Origin of the sequence: Gelidibacter sp. (genome assembly GCF_035515035.1) — a bacterium.
GTDB lineage: Bacteria > Bacteroidota > Bacteroidia > Flavobacteriales > Flavobacteriaceae > Gelidibacter.
The window spans coordinates 1-17,766 of sequence record NZ_DATJCA010000090.1; the positions used below are offsets into that span (position 1 = coordinate 1).

At 41.0% G+C, this 17,766-nt stretch carries 15 protein-coding genes and 1 riboswitch; of the genes, 10 read left to right on the forward strand and 5 right to left on the reverse strand.

Annotated features, from left to right (window positions below):
- The first annotated feature begins 5 nt into the window (after positions 1–5).
- The 4 genes from VLZ86_RS06860 (at position 6) to VLZ86_RS06875 (ending at position 4,080) form a co-directional block, all read left to right on the forward strand.
- On the forward strand, positions 6–1,280 hold the full coding sequence (locus VLZ86_RS06860; protein WP_325449905.1) for a ribonucleotide-diphosphate reductase subunit beta: 1,275 nt from the start codon (positions 6–8) through the stop codon (positions 1,278–1,280).
- On the forward strand, positions 1,281–3,071 hold the full coding sequence (locus VLZ86_RS06865; protein ID WP_325449891.1) for a ribonucleoside-diphosphate reductase subunit alpha: 1,791 nt from the start codon (positions 1,281–1,283) through the stop codon (positions 3,069–3,071).
- A 371-nt stretch (positions 3,072–3,442) separates the two neighbouring features.
- Positions 3,443–3,718 carry a hypothetical protein gene (locus VLZ86_RS06870; RefSeq protein ID WP_325449892.1) on the forward strand — a complete coding sequence of 92 codons (276 nt, stop codon included), beginning with the start codon at positions 3,443–3,445 and terminating at the stop codon, positions 3,716–3,718.
- 35 nt (positions 3,719–3,753) lie between these two features.
- Positions 3,754–4,080 carry a hypothetical protein gene (locus VLZ86_RS06875; protein WP_325449893.1) on the forward strand — a complete coding sequence of 109 codons (327 nt, stop codon included), beginning with the start codon at positions 3,754–3,756 and terminating at the stop codon, positions 4,078–4,080.
- A gap of 109 nt (positions 4,081–4,189) precedes the next feature.
- Here VLZ86_RS06875 and VLZ86_RS06880 read toward each other — a convergent pair whose 3' ends face one another.
- The 3 genes from VLZ86_RS06880 to VLZ86_RS06890 form a co-directional block, all read right to left on the reverse strand.
- Positions 4,190–4,420, reverse strand: a complete 231-nt coding sequence (locus VLZ86_RS06880) for a plastocyanin/azurin family copper-binding protein (RefSeq protein ID WP_325449894.1) — start codon at positions 4,418–4,420, stop codon at positions 4,190–4,192.
- A 95-nt stretch (positions 4,421–4,515) separates the two neighbouring features.
- On the reverse strand, positions 4,516–5,151 hold the full coding sequence (locus VLZ86_RS06885) for a 7-cyano-7-deazaguanine/7-aminomethyl-7-deazaguanine transporter (protein ID WP_325449895.1): 636 nt from the start codon (positions 5,149–5,151) through the stop codon (positions 4,516–4,518).
- A gap of 4 nt (positions 5,152–5,155) precedes the next feature.
- Positions 5,156–5,201: riboswitch (PreQ1 riboswitch) on the reverse strand.
- Between the two features lie 149 nt (positions 5,202–5,350).
- Positions 5,351–6,847, reverse strand: coding sequence for an MDR family MFS transporter (locus VLZ86_RS06890; protein WP_325449896.1), 1,497 nt, complete (start codon positions 6,845–6,847; stop codon positions 5,351–5,353).
- Positions 6,848–7,352: 505 nt separating this feature from the next.
- Between VLZ86_RS06890 and VLZ86_RS06895 the strand changes: the two genes are divergently transcribed.
- From VLZ86_RS06895 to VLZ86_RS06910, 4 genes are all read left to right on the forward strand, one after another.
- Entirely contained in the window at positions 7,353–10,442 is a 3,090-nt protein-coding gene (locus VLZ86_RS06895) for a SusC/RagA family TonB-linked outer membrane protein (protein WP_325449897.1), read from the forward strand.
- Positions 10,443–10,454: 12 nt separating this feature from the next.
- Positions 10,455–12,071 (forward strand): SusD/RagB family nutrient-binding outer membrane lipoprotein, encoded by a 1,617-nt coding sequence (locus VLZ86_RS06900; RefSeq protein WP_325449898.1) that lies wholly within the window; start codon positions 10,455–10,457, stop codon positions 12,069–12,071.
- Between the two features lie 11 nt (positions 12,072–12,082).
- A complete protein-coding gene (locus VLZ86_RS06905; protein WP_325449899.1) occupies positions 12,083–12,871 on the forward strand; it encodes a DUF4397 domain-containing protein in 789 nt (262 codons plus the stop codon).
- Positions 12,872–12,960: 89 nt separating this feature from the next.
- Positions 12,961–14,550, forward strand: coding sequence for a glycoside hydrolase family 10 protein (locus tag VLZ86_RS06910; RefSeq protein ID WP_325449900.1), 1,590 nt, complete (start codon positions 12,961–12,963; stop codon positions 14,548–14,550).
- Positions 14,551–14,698: 148 nt separating this feature from the next.
- Here VLZ86_RS06910 and VLZ86_RS06915 read toward each other — a convergent pair whose 3' ends face one another.
- Together VLZ86_RS06915 and VLZ86_RS06920 are read right to left on the reverse strand one after the other, a co-directional pair.
- Entirely contained in the window at positions 14,699–15,268 is a 570-nt protein-coding gene (locus tag VLZ86_RS06915) for a TetR/AcrR family transcriptional regulator (RefSeq protein WP_325449901.1), read from the reverse strand.
- Between the two features lie 162 nt (positions 15,269–15,430).
- On the reverse strand, positions 15,431–16,093 hold the full coding sequence (locus VLZ86_RS06920; protein WP_325449902.1) for a transglutaminase family protein: 663 nt from the start codon (positions 16,091–16,093) through the stop codon (positions 15,431–15,433).
- Positions 16,094–16,286: 193 nt separating this feature from the next.
- Here VLZ86_RS06920 and VLZ86_RS06925 point away from each other — a divergent pair, with 193 nt between their 5' ends.
- Complete coding sequence (locus VLZ86_RS06925; RefSeq protein ID WP_325449903.1) at positions 16,287–17,486, forward strand: acetyl-CoA C-acetyltransferase; 1,200 nt, start codon at positions 16,287–16,289, stop codon at positions 17,484–17,486.
- A gap of 17 nt (positions 17,487–17,503) precedes the next feature.
- Positions 17,504–17,766: enoyl-CoA hydratase-related protein (locus VLZ86_RS06930; protein WP_325449904.1), on the forward strand; the 263-nt coding region annotated here is incomplete at its 3' end.

Sequence of the window (17,766 nt, forward strand, 5' to 3'; positions counted from 1 at the left end):
CTCGTATGGAGATTACCCAGGTGATTAAAAGAGATTTTACTACAAAACTCTTTCATTTACAGAAGATTACTGATGCAATATTGAAAGCGATGACCGCTGCAAAACATGGAGGGCCAGAAGATGCGCAACGCATATCTGACAAGGTTTATGAAGCGCTCTTAGACAGAAAACAATTAGATAGCAACTACATCCCTACCGTAGAGGAGGTTCAGGATTTCGTGGAAACAAAATTGATGGAAAGTGGGTTCTTTGATGTTGCAAAAGGCTATATTCTTTACAGAAATCAGCAGACCCAAAGACGGAAACTGAATATCTTTGAAAAGCGTATCAATTTAAAACCTTATGAGTATCCAGCACTCTATGAATACGTACCAGCTATTCGTCATTCCTATTGGATCCACACCGAATTTAATTTTACCAGTGACATCCAGGATTTTAAAACCCGACTGACCGAAGTGGAGCGCAGTGCCATCAAAAATACCATGTTGGCCATCTCGCAAATTGAAGTTGCCGTGAAAAGTTTCTGGGGCGATATCTATCACCGAATGCCAAAACCCGAAATAGGCTCTGTAGGGGCCACCTTTGCCGAAAGTGAGGTGCGCCATCACGATGCTTATTCGCATTTATTGGAAATCCTTGGCCTAAACGAAGAATTTAAGGATCTTAAGAAAAAACCAGCCATCATGATGCGGGTTCAATATTTGGAAACGGCCCTTAAAAACGCAAAAAGTGAGGATAATAAAGAATTTGCAGAATCTATTTTACTCTTCTCACTCTTTATCGAACACGTGTCTTTATTCTCTCAATTCCTGATCATTATGGCCTTTAATAAGCATAAAAATATGCTGAAGGGAATTTCTAACGTGGTAGAAGCCACCTCCAAAGAGGAGCAGATCCACGGCGATTTCGGAATCGATATCATCAAAATAATCAAAGACGAAAACCCGGAGTGGTTTGATGAGAACTACAACAAAATGATCCAAGAAGTGTGTAAAGAAGCCTTTGCATCTGAAAGTAGAATCGTAGACTGGATTTTTGAAGACGGCGAATTGGACTTCCTGCCTAAGGCCGTCGTCAATGAATTTATAAAAAACCGATTTAACAACTCCCTTGAAAGTATAGGAATAGCTAAAATATTTGAAATAGACGAAAGCCTCATAGCACAAACGGAATGGTTTGATGACGAGATCATCGGTACCAAACATGGCGATTTTTTCGTGAAACGCTCTATCAATTACAGTAAAAGAACTCAAAGTATAACCAGTGATGACCTTTTTTAAATGAACAATCAAAACCCTACCCTCGACACACAAATTTCAAAAACAATTTCAGAAACTGATCACCTTGTAAACGCTCGAAAAGAAGCGCTCCAAAAAACGGGAGAAAACAAACCACAAGGTTTTGAATGGCTCAATGAACACAGCCGTAACTTTTTAGCTTCAGGCTATCTAACGCCCGGCGTGACTGCAGAGGAGCGCATTCGCGAAATAGCGGATAGAGCGGAACAAATCTTGGGCATCCCTGGATACGCCAATAAATTTTATGGTTATATGTCTGAAGGTTTTTTCTCTTTGGCATCACCTGTTTGGTCAAATTTCGGTAAGAAGAGAGGCCTTCCAATCAGCTGTTTTGGATCGCATATTGGTGACGACATGGGGAATATTCTATATACCCAATCGGAAGTAGGAATGATGTCCAAACTTGGGGGAGGAACGTCAGGTTATTTCGGGAAAATCCGTCATCGAGGTGCTGAAGTAAAAAATAACGGGCAAGCATCCGGTGCAGTTCACATCATGCAATTGTTCGAATCCATGGTGGATGTCGTGAGCCAAGGGTCCGTAAGACGTGGCCGATTCTCTCCGTATTTACCGGTAGAGCATCCAGATATTATGGAGTTTTTGGAAATTGGTACGGAAGGAAATCCTATTCAGGAGTTGACCCATGGGGTAACCGTAACCAACCAATGGATGGAAGAAATGGTAGCAGGTGATGAAGCAAAACGTTCCATTTGGGCAAAAGTGCTCCAAAGAAGAGGTGAAATGGGCTACCCATATATTTTCTTTAAAGACAATGCCAATAATGGAGCGGCAGATGTTTATAAGGACAAAAATCTTCCTATTTACGCCAGTAATCTCTGTACCGAGATCATGTTGCCTTCAAATGACGACTGGTCTTTTGTGTGCGTGCTCTCATCAGTGAATTTATTGCATTATGACAAATGGAAAGATACCGATGCCGTTGAGACTATGGTCTATTTCTTGGATGCCGTGATCACTGAGTTTGTAGATAAATTGGAAGCTTATCGCGATTCTGAAAGTAGAGAAGACAGACAGACTTTCCTTTTTATGGAACGTGCCTATAACTTTGCTAAGGACAACCGTGCTTTGGGACTTGGAGTTTTGGGTTGGCATTCTTTATTGCAATCTAAAATGTTAGCTTTTAATAGCCAAGAGGCCTATAACCTGAACAGCGAAATATTTAAGGAAATACAAGAAAAATCATATAAAGCTTCAGAAGAATTGGCTGAACTCTTTGGAGAACCAGAAATTCTTAAAGGGTACGGCAGACGAAATACTACGCTGAATGCTATTGCACCAACCACCTCATCAGCCTTTATTTTAGGTCAGGTTTCTCAGGGTATCGAACCTATTTGGTCCAATGTCTATGTGAAGGATATAGCCAAGGTTAAAACCACCATTAAAAACTCTTATTTAGAGGCCTTGCTGGAAGAAAAAGGACAGAACAATCCTGATGTTTGGAGAGACATCCGTAATAATGACGGTTCCGTGCAGCATCTTGACTTTTTGACCCAGGATGAAAAAGACGTCTTTAAAACCTATTCTGAAATTGACCAATTGGATATTATTTACCAAGCGGCCAACCGTCAAAACCATATTGATCAGGGCCAATCGGTGAACATTATTGTGCATCCTGAAATGCCAGTCAAAGAGATCAATAAAATTCACGTAACTGCCTGGAAATTAGGATTGAAATCACTTTACTACCAGCACAGTATGAATGCCGCCCAAAAATTCGCGCAGAAGAAAGATTGTGCAAGTTGTGAGGCTTAACTCGTTGATTTAGAGTTGTTTTTGTCCAATAAGAATCTAGACCGCTGCGCTAATAGAGCAAAGAACAAAGACTTGATTTTTAAAAAATAAGAAATAGATTAGTATAGAGTCATTTTTAATACCTCGTAATAGGCGTTGTTTTAAATGTATTCATTAATTTTTTTATAAGACGCTAATGATTTAATGTGCAACAAAAGGGGTAATAAAACAACAGGTTCGGTATTTGCCGGACCTGTTGTTTATTTTGATCCTTACGCTCTTTAGCTTCGGATAACAATCAAGATCTGGTCAGCCAAATTGTTAAACTATAGCCTAATTCCCGTCCATCGTAAAAAATTATTTGTATTCTTGTAGGTTGAATTTTGAATGAGATGTCAGAGCAAAAAGACAACCTAAATAGGACCCAAGACAAATCCGTTTCGCAGGAACAAGAAAGCACTATCCCTTCTAGCAAGCATGTTGGTCAAACGGAATCCAAACCTATTGCAACCGCCAAAGCAGCCCAGAAGAAATCATTTTCTGAACGTATGAAAACCCATCGGTTTTGGTTGGTTCGCGGTATTTATTATATGTTTTATTCGGTCTGGGCAGTGGTGATGGCCATTGGGATGTTCATTGCGTGGCTCATTGCCATGCTTTTTATATGATACGAAAATTGCCACTCAAATTGTTGCATCTATACGTGCTTCTGTCACTTGCGGTGTTTTTTGTGGTGCAAAGTTTGAAGTTTCTTTCGATATCCGGTCCTAACTGGATCTTTCATCATCTTAACGATTTTTTAGCCATCCCGATAGTTGCAACCCTGTGTCTTCACGGTGTATGGTACATTAAAAAGGATAGAAACATCCGTCTGAATGCGTTTACAATCTTAAGCTTAGTAGCCCTTTTTTCATTTGTTTTTGAATATTATCTCCCGCAACAGGATTATCGTTACACCGGAGATATCTGGGATGTGGTTTGTTACGGATTGGGAGGTCTGATTTTTTATGTTTTACAGAAAATGGACTAAGTTTTCATTTCGCTTATAACAGATAACCGCTATTTAATGGTCACCACTAATCTTAAAACAAAAAAGGCAACCGATAGCGATTGCCTTACTATTTTAAAGAAAAATAAAATTATTTAACGGTAATTGTACTTTTCATAGTTCCCCAATGTCCGGGAAAACTACATATAAAGTTATAAACTCCGGGAGTTTCAATTTTAAATTCAATGGCATCTGATTCTCCTGGTCCCAAAAGTCTGGTGTGTGCAACAATTGAAGAGGCAAAAGTAGCTGGAATATAATCGTTATCTCGTGCTTGGAACGCTTTAGAAACGAAATCTTCTAAATTTGTCTTACATATCAATTATTTAATAAACAGAAAAGACAATTCGGACAATGGAGCATGACAACTAAGCCCAGTGAGATTAGGCCGCGATATTTGTTTGGATAACTTTTAGTTTATTGAATCTTTTTGTGTAACCTTTTCGTTACCCGATCTAAAACGACTTTATAAAGCGGAAGAAAAAACAATCCACTGATGATTATTTTAAAGATATAATCAACCGTGGCAATTTCCACCAGATTTTCTGCAAGATACACATCTGAAGTTTTGTAAAAGGCAATGAAGAAAAAGGTGAAGGTATCCATTAAATTTCCAAAAATACCTGAAGCCAGCGGTGCGTGCCACCATTGTTTATGCTGCCTAAGTTTATTGAACACGAAAATGTCCAAAATCTGTCCCACCACATAAGCGGCAAAACTGGCAATGGCAATCCGTGCCACAAAGAGGTCAAAGCTGAGAAAGGCATCAAATCCCAACCACAGCCCCTGACGAAAGGCAACGGTGACAAAATAGGAAACTGCCAAGGCCGGAAACATGGCGTAAAAAACAATCCGCCGTCCCAAGGGCGCACCAAAAAGGCGTACGGTCAGATCTGTTGCCAAAAAGATGAACGGAAAGGTGAAAGCGCCCCAAGTGGCCTTGAATCCCAAAACAGAGATAGGAAATTGGACCAAGTAATTGCTGGACGCAACAATAAGAATGTGAAATCCGACCAAGAGTAGGACCAGTCGGTGTTTTTTAATAGAGGACATAAAGTGTTTCTTAGTTTTTTAAAGTGGGAGAATTTTCGAACCACCTTTCCCATTTGTTGATGGGAACTTAAGGGCGCAAGATAGTGACTATTTAGATGGCTTCGGGTGGGGAGGGTTTAAAGTTATGAGTTCACCCTTCGACGTTTAAAATTTAGTAAATGGTTAGGTTCAAATTCAACTTCAATTTAATGTTCGCTATTTAAAACGGATCAATTTTACCAAAGTGCTTCGGCGTTAATAATAAAACGATAAGCGTAAGGATGCCTACGGTGAGTAAACCGATATACACGGTATGGGTCGAATCAAAAAATACGTGCTGTAAATAATTTTGCACGGTATCATCGGAATGTGCCGATTGTAAAACTTCCACTACTTGATTGACCTTGGGTAAGGTATTTTGCAAATTGGCGGGCGCCTCCGTCAATTTATCCATTAGGACCGAATTGAAAATAGCCGCAAAAACAGCCGCCCCTAAGCTTTGTCCAAAATATCTAGAGAACATACTAGCCCCCGTAACCACGCCTCTTTGTCCCCAATCTACTGTAGATTGTACCCCAACCATCAACGGCGTTGAAATCAATCCAAAACCGGCTCCCATGAGCAACTGGACCCCCACCAAAGCGGCTACAGAACCGGGATAGGGCATGAACAAGAAGCTGGACACGGCGATGATCACAATTAAAATTCCGCAAAGTGCGGTGTTTCTAAAGCCTATCCGCAGATACAGTTTTCCCGAAAAGGAAGACGAAATGGGCCACGTGATACTCATACTCGCTAATATAAACCCTGCGGTGATGGCACCAACGCCAATGACCGATTGTGCAAAAACGGGTAAAAACATATTAGGACCCATAGTCATGCAGCCCATACCTATGGTCGCTAGATTGGCACCAACCAGGACGCGTTTTCGCCACACCCATCGCGGTAAAATAGGACTTTCGGCGCGCGACTCGATTTTCATCGTAGCATAAACTAAAACGGTAGCAGTCCCGATAAAAATAAGGGTTTCATAAGAAATCCAATCCCAAGATTGGCCTCCTTGCATCAATCCGAACATGATAAATCCGCCGGTAATCAATAATGCCAACGCACCAAGCCAATCGATTTTTGTGTATTTAATCGGTTTGTTTTCCTTAAGAAAAATGCTGATCATGATAATAGAGCCAATCCCCACCGGAATGTTGATCAGGAAGATCCAGCGCCAAGAAGCATAATCGGCCAAGGCGCCACCTATGGTCGGACCTAAAATGGCGGAAACTCCCCAAACACTGGAAAGCCAACCCTGAATTTTAGCCCGTTCTTCTAGGGTGTATATATCGGCCGCAATGGTATTGACCGTCGCCATAATCGCACCGGCACCCACGGCTTGTAAGCCTCTAAAGGCAATCAAACTGATCATATCCCAAGCTCCTGCACAAGCAGCAGAGCCTAACAGGAAGACAATCACCCCATAAATTAGGATGGGTTTTCGACCATAGATATCCGCAAGTTTTCCATAAATGGGAATGGTAATGGTTTGAATCAAAAGATAAATGGAGAACAGCCAACTGAATAGCGAAAATCCACCCAAATCGCCCACAATTTGCGGAATTGCGGTAGCTACAATGGTGCTATCCATGGCGGCCAAAGCCATGGTGAGCATTAAAGCGGCTAAAATCCAACCTCTACTTTTTTGACTTTGGACGTTTTGGGTCATAAACCGTGTGATTAATTTTATTTCGCGCAAAATTAAAACTTAATCGAATATGGGTTAGCTCTTCTCCTGATATTGTTGCAATAGAGAAAAAATAGAAAGAAGGGGTAGTCAGATAGGGGTTAGGCAGAAAAAGTTTGTGTATGGGGAGTTGTCCTGATCCATTAAATATGTTCAGACCTGTTTTTATCTCCTAAGATTTTATTCATGCAAAACGGTATGTCACATTCTTAGAATAATGCAGGTAATGGATATAATTTCACTGTAATTGTTGATTAGGATTAAAATCCTAGTGCGTCTTTGAGTCTATAAAACGGCAAGAAAAGTAGATTAACACTGATATTTGAGGCAGTATTTACAATTTATTAAGAGAAAATCAGAAATTTTAACATAATTTAAGAAAAAAACCCTTAATATTGAAAGTCCGAAATTGCTTACTCACAATTTTTAAGAGCAATTAAAGTAGGTCAATAATAAATGAAAACAATTTAATAAATGGATGTCTATTATGGAAAAACGATTACTGTTAATGTTACTCTGCCTTATGGGATTTCAGGCTTTTGCCCAAGAGCGGATCTTGACCGGAAGGGTCATTGATGACAAAAATATGCCAGTTTCAGGAGCTTCTGTATATATTAAGAACACCAATACCGGAACTGTAACGGATATCGATGGGAAGTTTACCTTGGGTGTAAAGGATAATAGTGAGGCCGTTTTAGTGATTTCCTCCATTGGTCTGGTCAATCAGGAGTTTACAATAGGGACCCGAACCAATTTTAATGTCACCTTAATGGAGGATCTTGAAGGTTTGGATGAAGTTGTAGTCACTGCCTTAGGTATTAAAAGAGAGAAGAAAGCACTAGGCTATACCGTGACCGAAATAAAAGGATCTACCTTGGCTGCAACGCAACGTGACAACTTTATTAATGGTTTGGCAGGACGCGTGGCCGGAGTGGAAGTCAACAGTACTTCAGGACTTCCAGGATCTTCCACGTCCGTCGTTATTAGGGGCATCAGTTCGTTAAGTGGCAATAACCAGCCGCTGTTTGTAGTAGATGGATTGCCTATCAGTAATAATACGACAGCAACATCTGTTTTTGCATCTTCCCTGAATACCGCAACATCTTTTGAAAACCGAGGCATCGATTTTACGAACCGTGGTGCGGATATCAATCCGGAAGATATTGAATCTGTAACTGTCCTGAAAGGGCCGGAAGCCGCTGCGTTATATGGAATTGAAGCCGCCTCTGGAGCTATTGTAATTACTACCAAGAGAGGGAAGGCGGGTAAAGCACGAATTGATTATAGCACGAGTGTTCGAGTGGATCGGATTGTAGAATATCCGGAGATTCAACAAACTTATGACCGAGGAGAGAATGGGTTTACCAATGAAGGCAATGAAGAGTTGTATTATTTTGGTGAGCCTTATCCAGAGGGAACTTATTTTTATGATAATGTGAAGGCCTTCTTCAATGATGCTTTTAGCCAAAAACATAATATCTCTATTTCTGGAGGCAGTGAAAAAACCCAATACCGTGTGTCTGCTTCCAATACCAGCTCTGAAGGGTTTATTCCTAATACAGGATTGGAAAAGCTGAACATTTCAAGTGTCCTGACCGCAGAAGTCAACAAGTTTATTTCGGCGGATGTCTCGTTTGATTATACCCGTTCAGATAATGATCAAGCCTTTAGAGGGGCAGGTGGGCCGTTATTACATTTATTACTTTGGCCATCAACGGATGATGCAAGTAATTATTTGACCCCAGCAGGTAAGAGAAGGGATTACGCCGATTATGCCAATGCGGTTGAAAACCCATTTTTTAACGTCAATAAAAATCAACTGAATTCTTTGACGGACCGCTACAAGTTAAACACCGTTGTTACGGCTACGCCATTAAAATGGTTGAAATTTGTGGGACAGGTAGGGGTCGATTATTATACCACTAAAAACACGATTGTAAGACACCCGGAATCGAACACTGGAAAATCTTATGGTGGGATCTTTGATCAAGCTTTGTCAACCACTAGAAATTTAACGCTGCAATACTATACGCAAATCACCCCGCCAAAACTTTTAAATGATAAGATTATTACCGATATAAAAATTGGTAGTGCGGTATATGATTATAATACCTTTAGTGCTGCCGCAGGAGGTCAAAACTTTCAAGCACCAGATTTGTGGTCCATTAATAATACGGATCTAAAGACGCACAGAGCGTTTAACAACTTAACTGAACGTCGTTTAGTGGGAGCATTCGCCAGTATAAATGCAAGTTATGATAATATGCTGTTTTTAACCTTAACGGGTAGAAATGACTGGAGTTCCACCTTACCTAAACAAAATAATTCATTCTTTTACCCGTCTGCGGGTTTGAGTTTTGTTTTTACAGAAATCGGTGGTCTTAAAAGCGATGTGCTGAGCTATGGAAAGATAAGAGGTTCTATTGCCCAAGTAGGTAAGGACGCCAATCCTTACAATATCCGACCGTTTTATACCAATTCCCTTACTACCGGTGGAGGATTTAGATACGGGTTTACCGGTCCAAGTTTGAATTTGATACCAGAGATGACCACCTCCTATGAATATGGACTGGAATTGAAATTCTTAAAAAATAGAATAGGATTGGATGCAACCTACTTCAAGAAGAACTCTGTAGATCAGATTGTTCAAAACTTGAGACTTAGTTATGCCACCGGATTTGTTCTTATGACCTTTAACGCGGGTGAAATCCAGAATGAAGGCATCGAACTTCAGTTAAATGCAACACCTATCTTAACCAATGATTTTTCATGGGATATCTTGGCCAATTACTCCAAAAATTGGAGTGAACTGGTTAAACTTCCTGGAGATGTTGAAGAATTTTATAACTCGGATACTTGGTTATATGGCAACGTTCGTGTGGGATCAAGAGTGGGCGGCCCTTTAACCACCTTTACAGGTTACGATTATCAAAGAAATGATCAAGGGGATGTATTGATCAACCCTACCAACGGATTACCAATCCAGGATACGAGTGAATGGGTGATTGTTGGAGATAGAAATCCAACCTTCATGATCGGGGTGACCAATACCTTTAGATATAAGAATTTCTCCTTGAATTTCTTATTGGATTTCCGAGTGGGAGGTGATGTCTATAATGCTACCGAGCATTATTTAACTACAAGAGGTTTGAGTAAAAGAACTCTGGATAGAGAAACACCACGTGTTGTAACCGGAGTTCTAAAGGATGGATATGAAAACACTGCAAACCCTACCAGCAACAACATCCCAATAGATCTCTACCGTAACTCTACATATTGGTCCTCCATTTATCCGCATAACAGTTTCATAGAAAAGGATATCAATTGGATGCGCTTAAGAGACGTAACTTTTAGTTATAACTTGCCTCAAAGCTTTTTGGACAGTACTAAATTCTTGACCAACGCCAATATCTTTGTCACAGGTACCGATCTTTTCTTATTGACTAATTATTCTGGACTCGATCCAGTAGCGAATGGAAACTCAGCGGCCGTAGGTGGAGCTGGAGGTGCCGGATTGGATTATGGTAACTTTCCGTTGCCAATGGGTATAAATTTTGGATTAAAAGTTGGATTTTAAATAAAATAAGCGATGAAAAAAATAATATACATAGGTTTAATGGTTGCCGGAACACTGACATTTTCAGCGTGTTCAGACTACTTAGACGTCAATACCAACCCAAACGGACCGGATTCACTTTTGCAACCGGAACTGTTTTTACCACAAATTCAGTCTGAAATGGCTGTAGCAGTGCAATGGGATGGAAGATTTGCCGGGTTTTATACTCAGAACTGGGCCTATACCTCAGGATCGTCCTACTCTTTGAACTTGCATAGCAATCCACTTTCGGATACCTATGCACAACTTTGGAGAGCGGTGTACTTTAGTATGGGCTATAACCTCTCAGATATGATTGAGAGTGGCATCAACAATAAAAAATATGATTTTGTTGGGGTAGGCTACATCATGAGAGCGTATGGATGGCAGATGCTGACAGATTATCATGGCCCTGTAATTGTCACTGAAGCCTTCAATTCAGATCAGCGTGTTTTTAATTATGACGAACAGCCTGTTGTTTATGAAGAAATTAAAAGACTATTACTATTGGGAATAGAAAATTTAGACCGGACCGATGGCTTAAGTCCAAGTGATTCTGGCTTAATCCAAGCCGACCTTATTTATGCGGGGAACCGAGATAAGTGGAAGAAATTCGCTTATGGTTTATTGGCCATTAACGCGCACCGTCTTACCAATAAAAGCTCTTATAATGCTGACGAAGTCATCGGTTATGTGGACCAAGCTTTCACAGGAAACCAAGATGACGCGAGCATTGGTTTTGATGGAACGGTTAGTGCCGATACCAATTTCTTCGGTCCTTTGAGAGATAACATTGGTTATTACCGTCAAACCAAATTCATGATGGGCTTGCTCGATGGTACGAATCCTGAACTGACCGATCCTAGCTTGATTGGTGCCGATCCCTTACCGGAAAATGCAACAGAACATCTTAAAGATCCAAGAATCACTGCAATGATGGCTCCTTCTCCTGACGGACAATATAGAGGGATCTCACCAGAACTTGGTATTAATGAATGGTCTGCGGCAGAAGCGAGCCTCGTTCCTAAAAATTTCTGGAATCAAGTAGGTTACAAGGGCAGTACCCCATCGCCACAAATCTATTTTTTTAATAACGCTGCAAGATTTCCTCTAATGACCTATGCCCAGCTGCAATTTATAAAATCTGAAGCGGCCTTCATCTCCAATAAAAAAGATGTAGCGCTTACGGCCTACCAAGAAGGGGTGAAATCTCACATGGATTTTGCCAAACAATATGCACCGGATCCTGCATTATTTGAGAGTAGAAAAACTGCCTATTTGAATAGCACTGAATTGTTTCCTGTGGCAACAGAGGAACTGACTTTATCTAAAATCATGCTTCAAAAATACATCGCCACTTGGGGGTGGGGCATGCTCGAAACCTGGTCGGACATGAGACGCTATCACTATGATATTGATGCCGCGGATCCTGTTTACAAAGGCTTTGAATTGCCAGATCCTTTATATATTTCCAATAATGGAAACCCAGCTTACCGTGCCCGACCAAGGTATAATTCAGAATATATGTGGAACAAGGATGCGCTGGAAGTTATAGGAGCCTATGAAGAAGATTATCACACGTACGAAACTTGGTTTAGTAAACCTGAATAAACGATACAATTATGAGAAAGACATTCAATACACTAATAATTCTTGCAGTAAGTCTAATTTTTAGCGCCTGCGATGAAAATGCCATTCCTGAAGTTACGGAGAATGTTCCTGAAGCTGCAACCTATGTGAAAATTTTCTTTCATGCTCAAGATGCTCCAAATGTTAACTTCTATTTTGACGATAAAAAGGTGAGTTCAATAGCCTCATCTACAACGGATGAAGTGAGAGGGAATGCCTACGCATCCGTATTTCCGTCCAATGCTTATGCTATGATTCCTGCAGGGACGTTTAATGTGTCAGCCAGAGATATAGAAGGCAATACTGTAGTTGCCAATTCGCTGTCCTTTGCTGCGGACACACATTATTCTTTATACTTGGTCGGAACTATGGACAATTATGAGATTTTTCTAATTGAAGATGATCTCCCAGAACCTGATCATGTGAAAATCTATTGGCGATTTGTCAATTCTATGACCGCTATCCCCTTCGCGGTAGATGCTTATGCCGTCAAAGCAGCAGTTCCCGCCACGGAGACTGCCCCTGCACAACCGGCTCAAGTTATCGCCCTTGGTAATGGGATTGCTTTTAAACAAGCGGGCAATTATAAGGAATTACAACCTGGGAAATATAATTTCAGAATTTTTGAATCAGGGACAGATTACCAAGTGGAAACATCCACTCCTTATATTCAAAACACCGTAACGCTTGCCAGTAAAGGCAGGGTATACTCTACCCAAATTAGAGGCACCTATGCGCCAACCCCAACATCAAAAAATATTGATTATTGGAGGGAACGGTAAACTTGTATAGTAAGCTAAATAAAAAGAGACACTCCCGGTGGCTCTTTTTTTTTCAATAAATTTGTAAGTCATTCTAGTTTCATTTCATTATGTGGACAAAAAATCTTTTCATTTACCTCGTATTACTTTTTTCTTTTTTTATTAATGCCTGTAAATCAGCTAAGACGGTCGGTTCAGAACCCACCTCTATAGAATCACCACAGGATATAAAAAGCCCCGTTGGCCAAGAACAACAGCCGGATTCAAAATTCAGCCCAAGTCCTTATGTGATGCGGGAATTTAGAGCGGCGTGGATTGCCACCGTAGCGAATATCAATTGGCCAAGCAAACCGGGTTTGTCCACTCAAGAACAGCAAGAAGAAGCGCTAAAATTACTGGATTTTCTAAAAGACCATAATTACAACGCCGTAATCTTTCAAGTAAGGCCCCAAGCGGATGCCATGTACAATAGTCATTTGGAGCCCTGGTCTTATTTCTTATCAGGAGAAGTAGGAAAAGCGCCAGAACCTTGGTACGACCCCTTGAGTTTTTGGATTGATGCCGCCCATGACAGAGGATTGGAATTACATGTATGGTTAAATCCATACCGCTCCCATCACACCACAGGAGGTGAGCTAAGTCCAAAATCTTTGGTGCAAACCCATCCGGAAATTATGGTCTCATTAAAGAATGGGATGTGGTGGATGGATCCATCCAAGACAACTACGCAAGATCATTCTGCCGCCGTGGTGATGGATATTGTCAAAAGATATGATGTGGATGGCGTTCATTTTGACGATTATTTCTATCCGTATGCATCGTATAACGACGGTCTGGATTTTCCGGATGCTGAAAGCTATCAAAACTATTTAAAGTCTGGCGGTACGCAATCCATACCGGAGTGGAGAAGGGAAGCCGTAAATACATTTGTAAAACGGATCTACACAGAAATTAAAGCTGAAAAACCTGAAGTCAAATTTGGTTTGAGTCCGTTCGGGATTTGGCGGCCTGGCCATCCAGAATCCATTGCGGGGATGGATCAATACAATGAGTTGTACGCTGATGCGAAACTATGGCTGAATAAGGGCTGGATCGATTACTTTACACCGCAATTGTATTGGAAAATCAACCAAGCGCCACAAAGTTTCCCGGTCTTGTTGGGCTGGTGGAAAAGTGAAAACACACTGGCCCGTCACTTATGGCCTGGAATCAGTCTCTACCATGGCGGGGGGGATGATAATGTTGATGAAACGATAAATCAGATTATGATCACGCGTGGGATGCTCCCCGAAAGTATGGGCACTGTCCATTGGAGTATCAGTCCGTTGTTAAACTATCCAAAGCTCGCTCAGGGGTTGTTGGAGGGACCCTATAAGAAACCGGCCTTAGTTCCGGCAAGTCCTTGGCTCAATACAATCCTTCCCGAAGCGCCTACAGTCGCTACCAAAATTGTCAATAATAAAGTGGTCATCACCTGGGACCACCCCCAATTGGAAGATGTATTTAAATGGGTGGTATTCTATAAGTATGACAAAGGATGGGATTATAAAATCTTGGATAGAACAAAAAATTCGGCTGAAATATCACTTCACATAGACCAAGCAGATAAGCAGGTGCCTTTAACTACGATTGGGGTGACCGCAGTAGATAAAACGGGAAATCAAAGCAGTTTCAATGAAATCAGGATAACTATGCCCTAACCTATAAGTCCTATTTTTGTAAGCGCACCATCTTATCGCAACGGTTTTTAAAGTGGACCGAAATTTATTGGTCCTCCACAGAAAGCATGTTCTAAATATAAATGTCCAATGGGAGCGGAAATAATGTTTTGATTACGATCGGTGCTGTTTATTTATTAAACAAATCAATCGTCTTTTCAATCGCCTTATCAAAGTTATCCCATGACTCGGGAGCGCTTAAATCGGTAGTAATAAACTTTTTGTTGAATTTGGACAAGAGCGTGAAATAGACATAGCCGCCAATCATCAATTGAAAGGCATGGTTAAGCGAACTATCCTTATTAGAAATAGCGAACATTTTACCTATTTCCTTATTACTGTATTTAAACAAATCACGGGTCACCTCGTTGTTTTCAAGCAATTGCCAACGCAAAATTTCTTGGGTGAGTTTGTTCTCCCGGAGCTCTTGTGTTCCTGCTTTGGCAAATTCCTTAAGGTCTTCTACGGTTGCCAAATCTTTATCATGAAGGGCCAACATCGATTTGAAAAAGTCCCCTTTTTTGGCCAGTTGGAGCAATAGGCCTTGTAGGCCTCCAAAATAGCGATAGATGAGTTCTTTTGATACTTCTGCTTTCTTGGCAATCGCATTAATGCCGACGGCTTGTGGTCCTTTCTCTTCTAAAAGGCTTAAAAAACTCTCGTAGATTTTCTCTTCGGTAGCGGCTCTATCTTTTTTCATTTTACCAATTGGATTTTTAAATGTCGTATTAAAAATTTGAATTATTTTCAGTTCAGTTTAGGAAGAAAAATTAAGCATAGCCTTAGTTACGGTTCATTTTTTTGACGACAAATGAGCTAAAAAGAAACTAATTTTATGCGGCATTTTAAGGTTTAATTGGTGTTATAAGTCGTTGAGGTTTAGGACCATGCCCAATTCAATCTTTTTTTCGTCTAAAGTGGGGTAGGTCGCTTTCATTAGATCAAACATATAGGCCAACGGAACGTAGTCAAACGAACCATAATCTTCCAAATATTCCATAAACTGCATTGTACCCGTCCGATCATAGGCTTGGAACAAGGAATCATGGATCCCATCAAATTCCAAAGGTGGCACGTTCAATTTTTCACATAAGGTCTTATTGAAAGCGGGGGTTGCCTTCACCCATTTGCCATTTAGATAAAGTTCAACATACCCGTGTGGCACCAAAACATCGTTGCCAAATTTTTCAACAATATCTTCCACGGCAATGTGATTTTTAACTTTTGCCAAACCTAATCGCGCAGGGATATTTTTCGCCCGTAACACGCTGATCAATAAAATAGCTTTATCCAAACAATGGCCTGTTAGGCGGGTGTAAATTGTTGACGCGCTCCAATCGTTGTCAATTAAACTGAAACGATAGGGATTGTAAGGCCATGCATCACGAATATAGTAATAGGCCTTTAAGGAAAAATCTAGGGGAGAGGCATCAGAAGCATTGGCATCGATCCTTTTCACGAGCTCTTGAATGCCCTCGGAGGAGTAGTCAAAATTAGTGTTCTCTTCTAAATAGGTGATTCCCATTAATTTTAAGCTTTGTTAATTTGTAGATTAGAAGTAATTTACAGGGTGAAACGGCAAGTTACTTTCGTTTTTTAAAATTTAATATTTTTTTATTTGACAAATATAATTCTTTAGTATAGATTTGTAACCATGCGGTCACATATTTTTTTACCCGATATGTTACTACTCAGTAACCCTTAAATAACTTCATAGAATGGAAGCATATATTTATGATTCTGTAAGAACCCCTCGGGGCATCGGAAAAAACACCGGAAGCTTATCTCAAGCAAGCCCCGTACAGTTAGTGACCACGCTGCTTAAGGCATTAAAAGAGCGCAATAATTTGGATACTTCTTATGTGGAAGATTTGGTATTGGGCTGTGTTACGCAGGCGGGCGAACAAGGCGGGAACATTGCCAAAGTCGCCGCACAAGTGGCCAATTACGGCGATCATTTAGCGGCCGTTTCCCTCAACCGCTATTGTGCTTCTGGATTGGAGGCGGTAAACCAAGCGGCGGCGCGGGTCAGATCGGGATGGTCGGATTTGATCATAGCGGGCGGCGTCGAATCCATGTCTAGAGTGCCTATGGGTATAGACGGATCTGCTTGGGTTATGGAGCCGGATGCCGCTTTTGGTAAGTTTGTGCCCCAAGGGATCTCAGCCGATTTAATCGCCACAAAATTTGGCTATTCAAGAAACGATGTGGATGCGTTCGCAGTAGAATCCCAAAAAAGGGCAGCAGCGGCTTGGGCTAAAAATGCATTTGCAAAATCAATCATTCCGGTTTTAGATATCAACGGTTTGGAATACTTATCCAAAGACGAATACATTCGTGCGAATACCACCTTGGAAGCTTTGGCGCAATTGCATCCTGCTTTTGAAAAAATGGGAGAACTATTGTTCAATCAAACGGCGTTGGATACGTATATCGAGATCGAGCGCATCAACCACGTCCACCACGCCGGAAATTCGTCCGGTCTTGTGGATGGTGCTGGACTAATGTTAATCGGTACCAAAGACATTGGTGAAAAATTAGGCTTGACCCCAAGAGCAAAAATCAGAATGGGAAGCATTATTGGTTCAGAACCTTTGATCATGTTGGAAGGTCCAACCCCAGCCACCAAAAAAGCCTTACAAAAGGCAGGAATGAATGCTTCAGATATCGATTTGTGGGAGATCAACGAGGCTTTTGCCGTCGTGCCGTTGCGTCTTATGGAAAATATGAAGATCGACCATTCCATTGTCAATGTCAATGGAGGTGCTATTGCTATGGGCCATCCTTTGGGGGCCACAGGATGTATGATTCTTGGAACCGCCTTGGACGAATTGGAACGGCAAGATAAAAACACCGCCTTAGCCACACTCTGCGTTGGTGGCGGTATGGGCATTGCCACCATCATCTCACGTGTATAATTTCTAAAAAAAACAAAATGCAACATATAAAATATTCAATAGATACTGACGGCATTGCTTTTATTACTTGGGATGTTGCCAACTCTCCGGTGAATTTCATGAATGAACAGACGATGTCAGAATTCCTGTCTGCTGTAAACAAAGCATTAGAAGATGAATCTGTAAAAGGGATTGTTATTAACTCGGCTAAAAAGGATTTTATTGCGGGAGGCGATTTGAAATGGTTCTTAAATTACGACCAGTCCAAAGAAGAGTGTTTTGAATTGCTCATGACCACCAA

Bases quoted from the DNA above. Each gene is read 5' to 3' on its own strand.
- VLZ86_RS06895 (WP_325449897.1), top strand. From the start codon at position 7,353: ATGGAAAAACGATTACTGTTAATGTTACTCTGCCTTATGGGATTTCAG.
- VLZ86_RS06900 (WP_325449898.1), top strand. From the start codon at position 10,455: ATGAAAAAAATAATATACATAGGTTTAATGGTTGCCGGAACACTGACA.
- VLZ86_RS06865 (WP_325449891.1), top strand. From the start codon at position 1,281: ATGAACAATCAAAACCCTACCCTCGACACACAAATTTCAAAAACAATT.
- VLZ86_RS06860 (WP_325449905.1), top strand. From the start codon at position 6: ATGGAGATTACCCAGGTGATTAAAAGAGATTTTACTACAAAACTCTTT.
- VLZ86_RS06915 (WP_325449901.1), bottom strand. From the start codon at position 15,268: ATGAAAAAAGATAGAGCCGCTACCGAAGAGAAAATCTACGAGAGTTTT.
- VLZ86_RS06925 (WP_325449903.1), top strand. From the start codon at position 16,287: ATGGAAGCATATATTTATGATTCTGTAAGAACCCCTCGGGGCATCGGA.
- VLZ86_RS06910 (WP_325449900.1), top strand. From the start codon at position 12,961: ATGTGGACAAAAAATCTTTTCATTTACCTCGTATTACTTTTTTCTTTT.
- VLZ86_RS06885 (WP_325449895.1), bottom strand. From the start codon at position 5,151: ATGTCCTCTATTAAAAAACACCGACTGGTCCTACTCTTGGTCGGATTT.
- VLZ86_RS06920 (WP_325449902.1), bottom strand. From the start codon at position 16,093: ATGGGAATCACCTATTTAGAAGAGAACACTAATTTTGACTACTCCTCC.
- VLZ86_RS06890 (WP_325449896.1), bottom strand. From the start codon at position 6,847: ATGACCCAAAACGTCCAAAGTCAAAAAAGTAGAGGTTGGATTTTAGCC.
- VLZ86_RS06905 (WP_325449899.1), top strand. From the start codon at position 12,083: ATGAGAAAGACATTCAATACACTAATAATTCTTGCAGTAAGTCTAATT.
- VLZ86_RS06870 (WP_325449892.1), top strand. From the start codon at position 3,443: ATGTCAGAGCAAAAAGACAACCTAAATAGGACCCAAGACAAATCCGTT.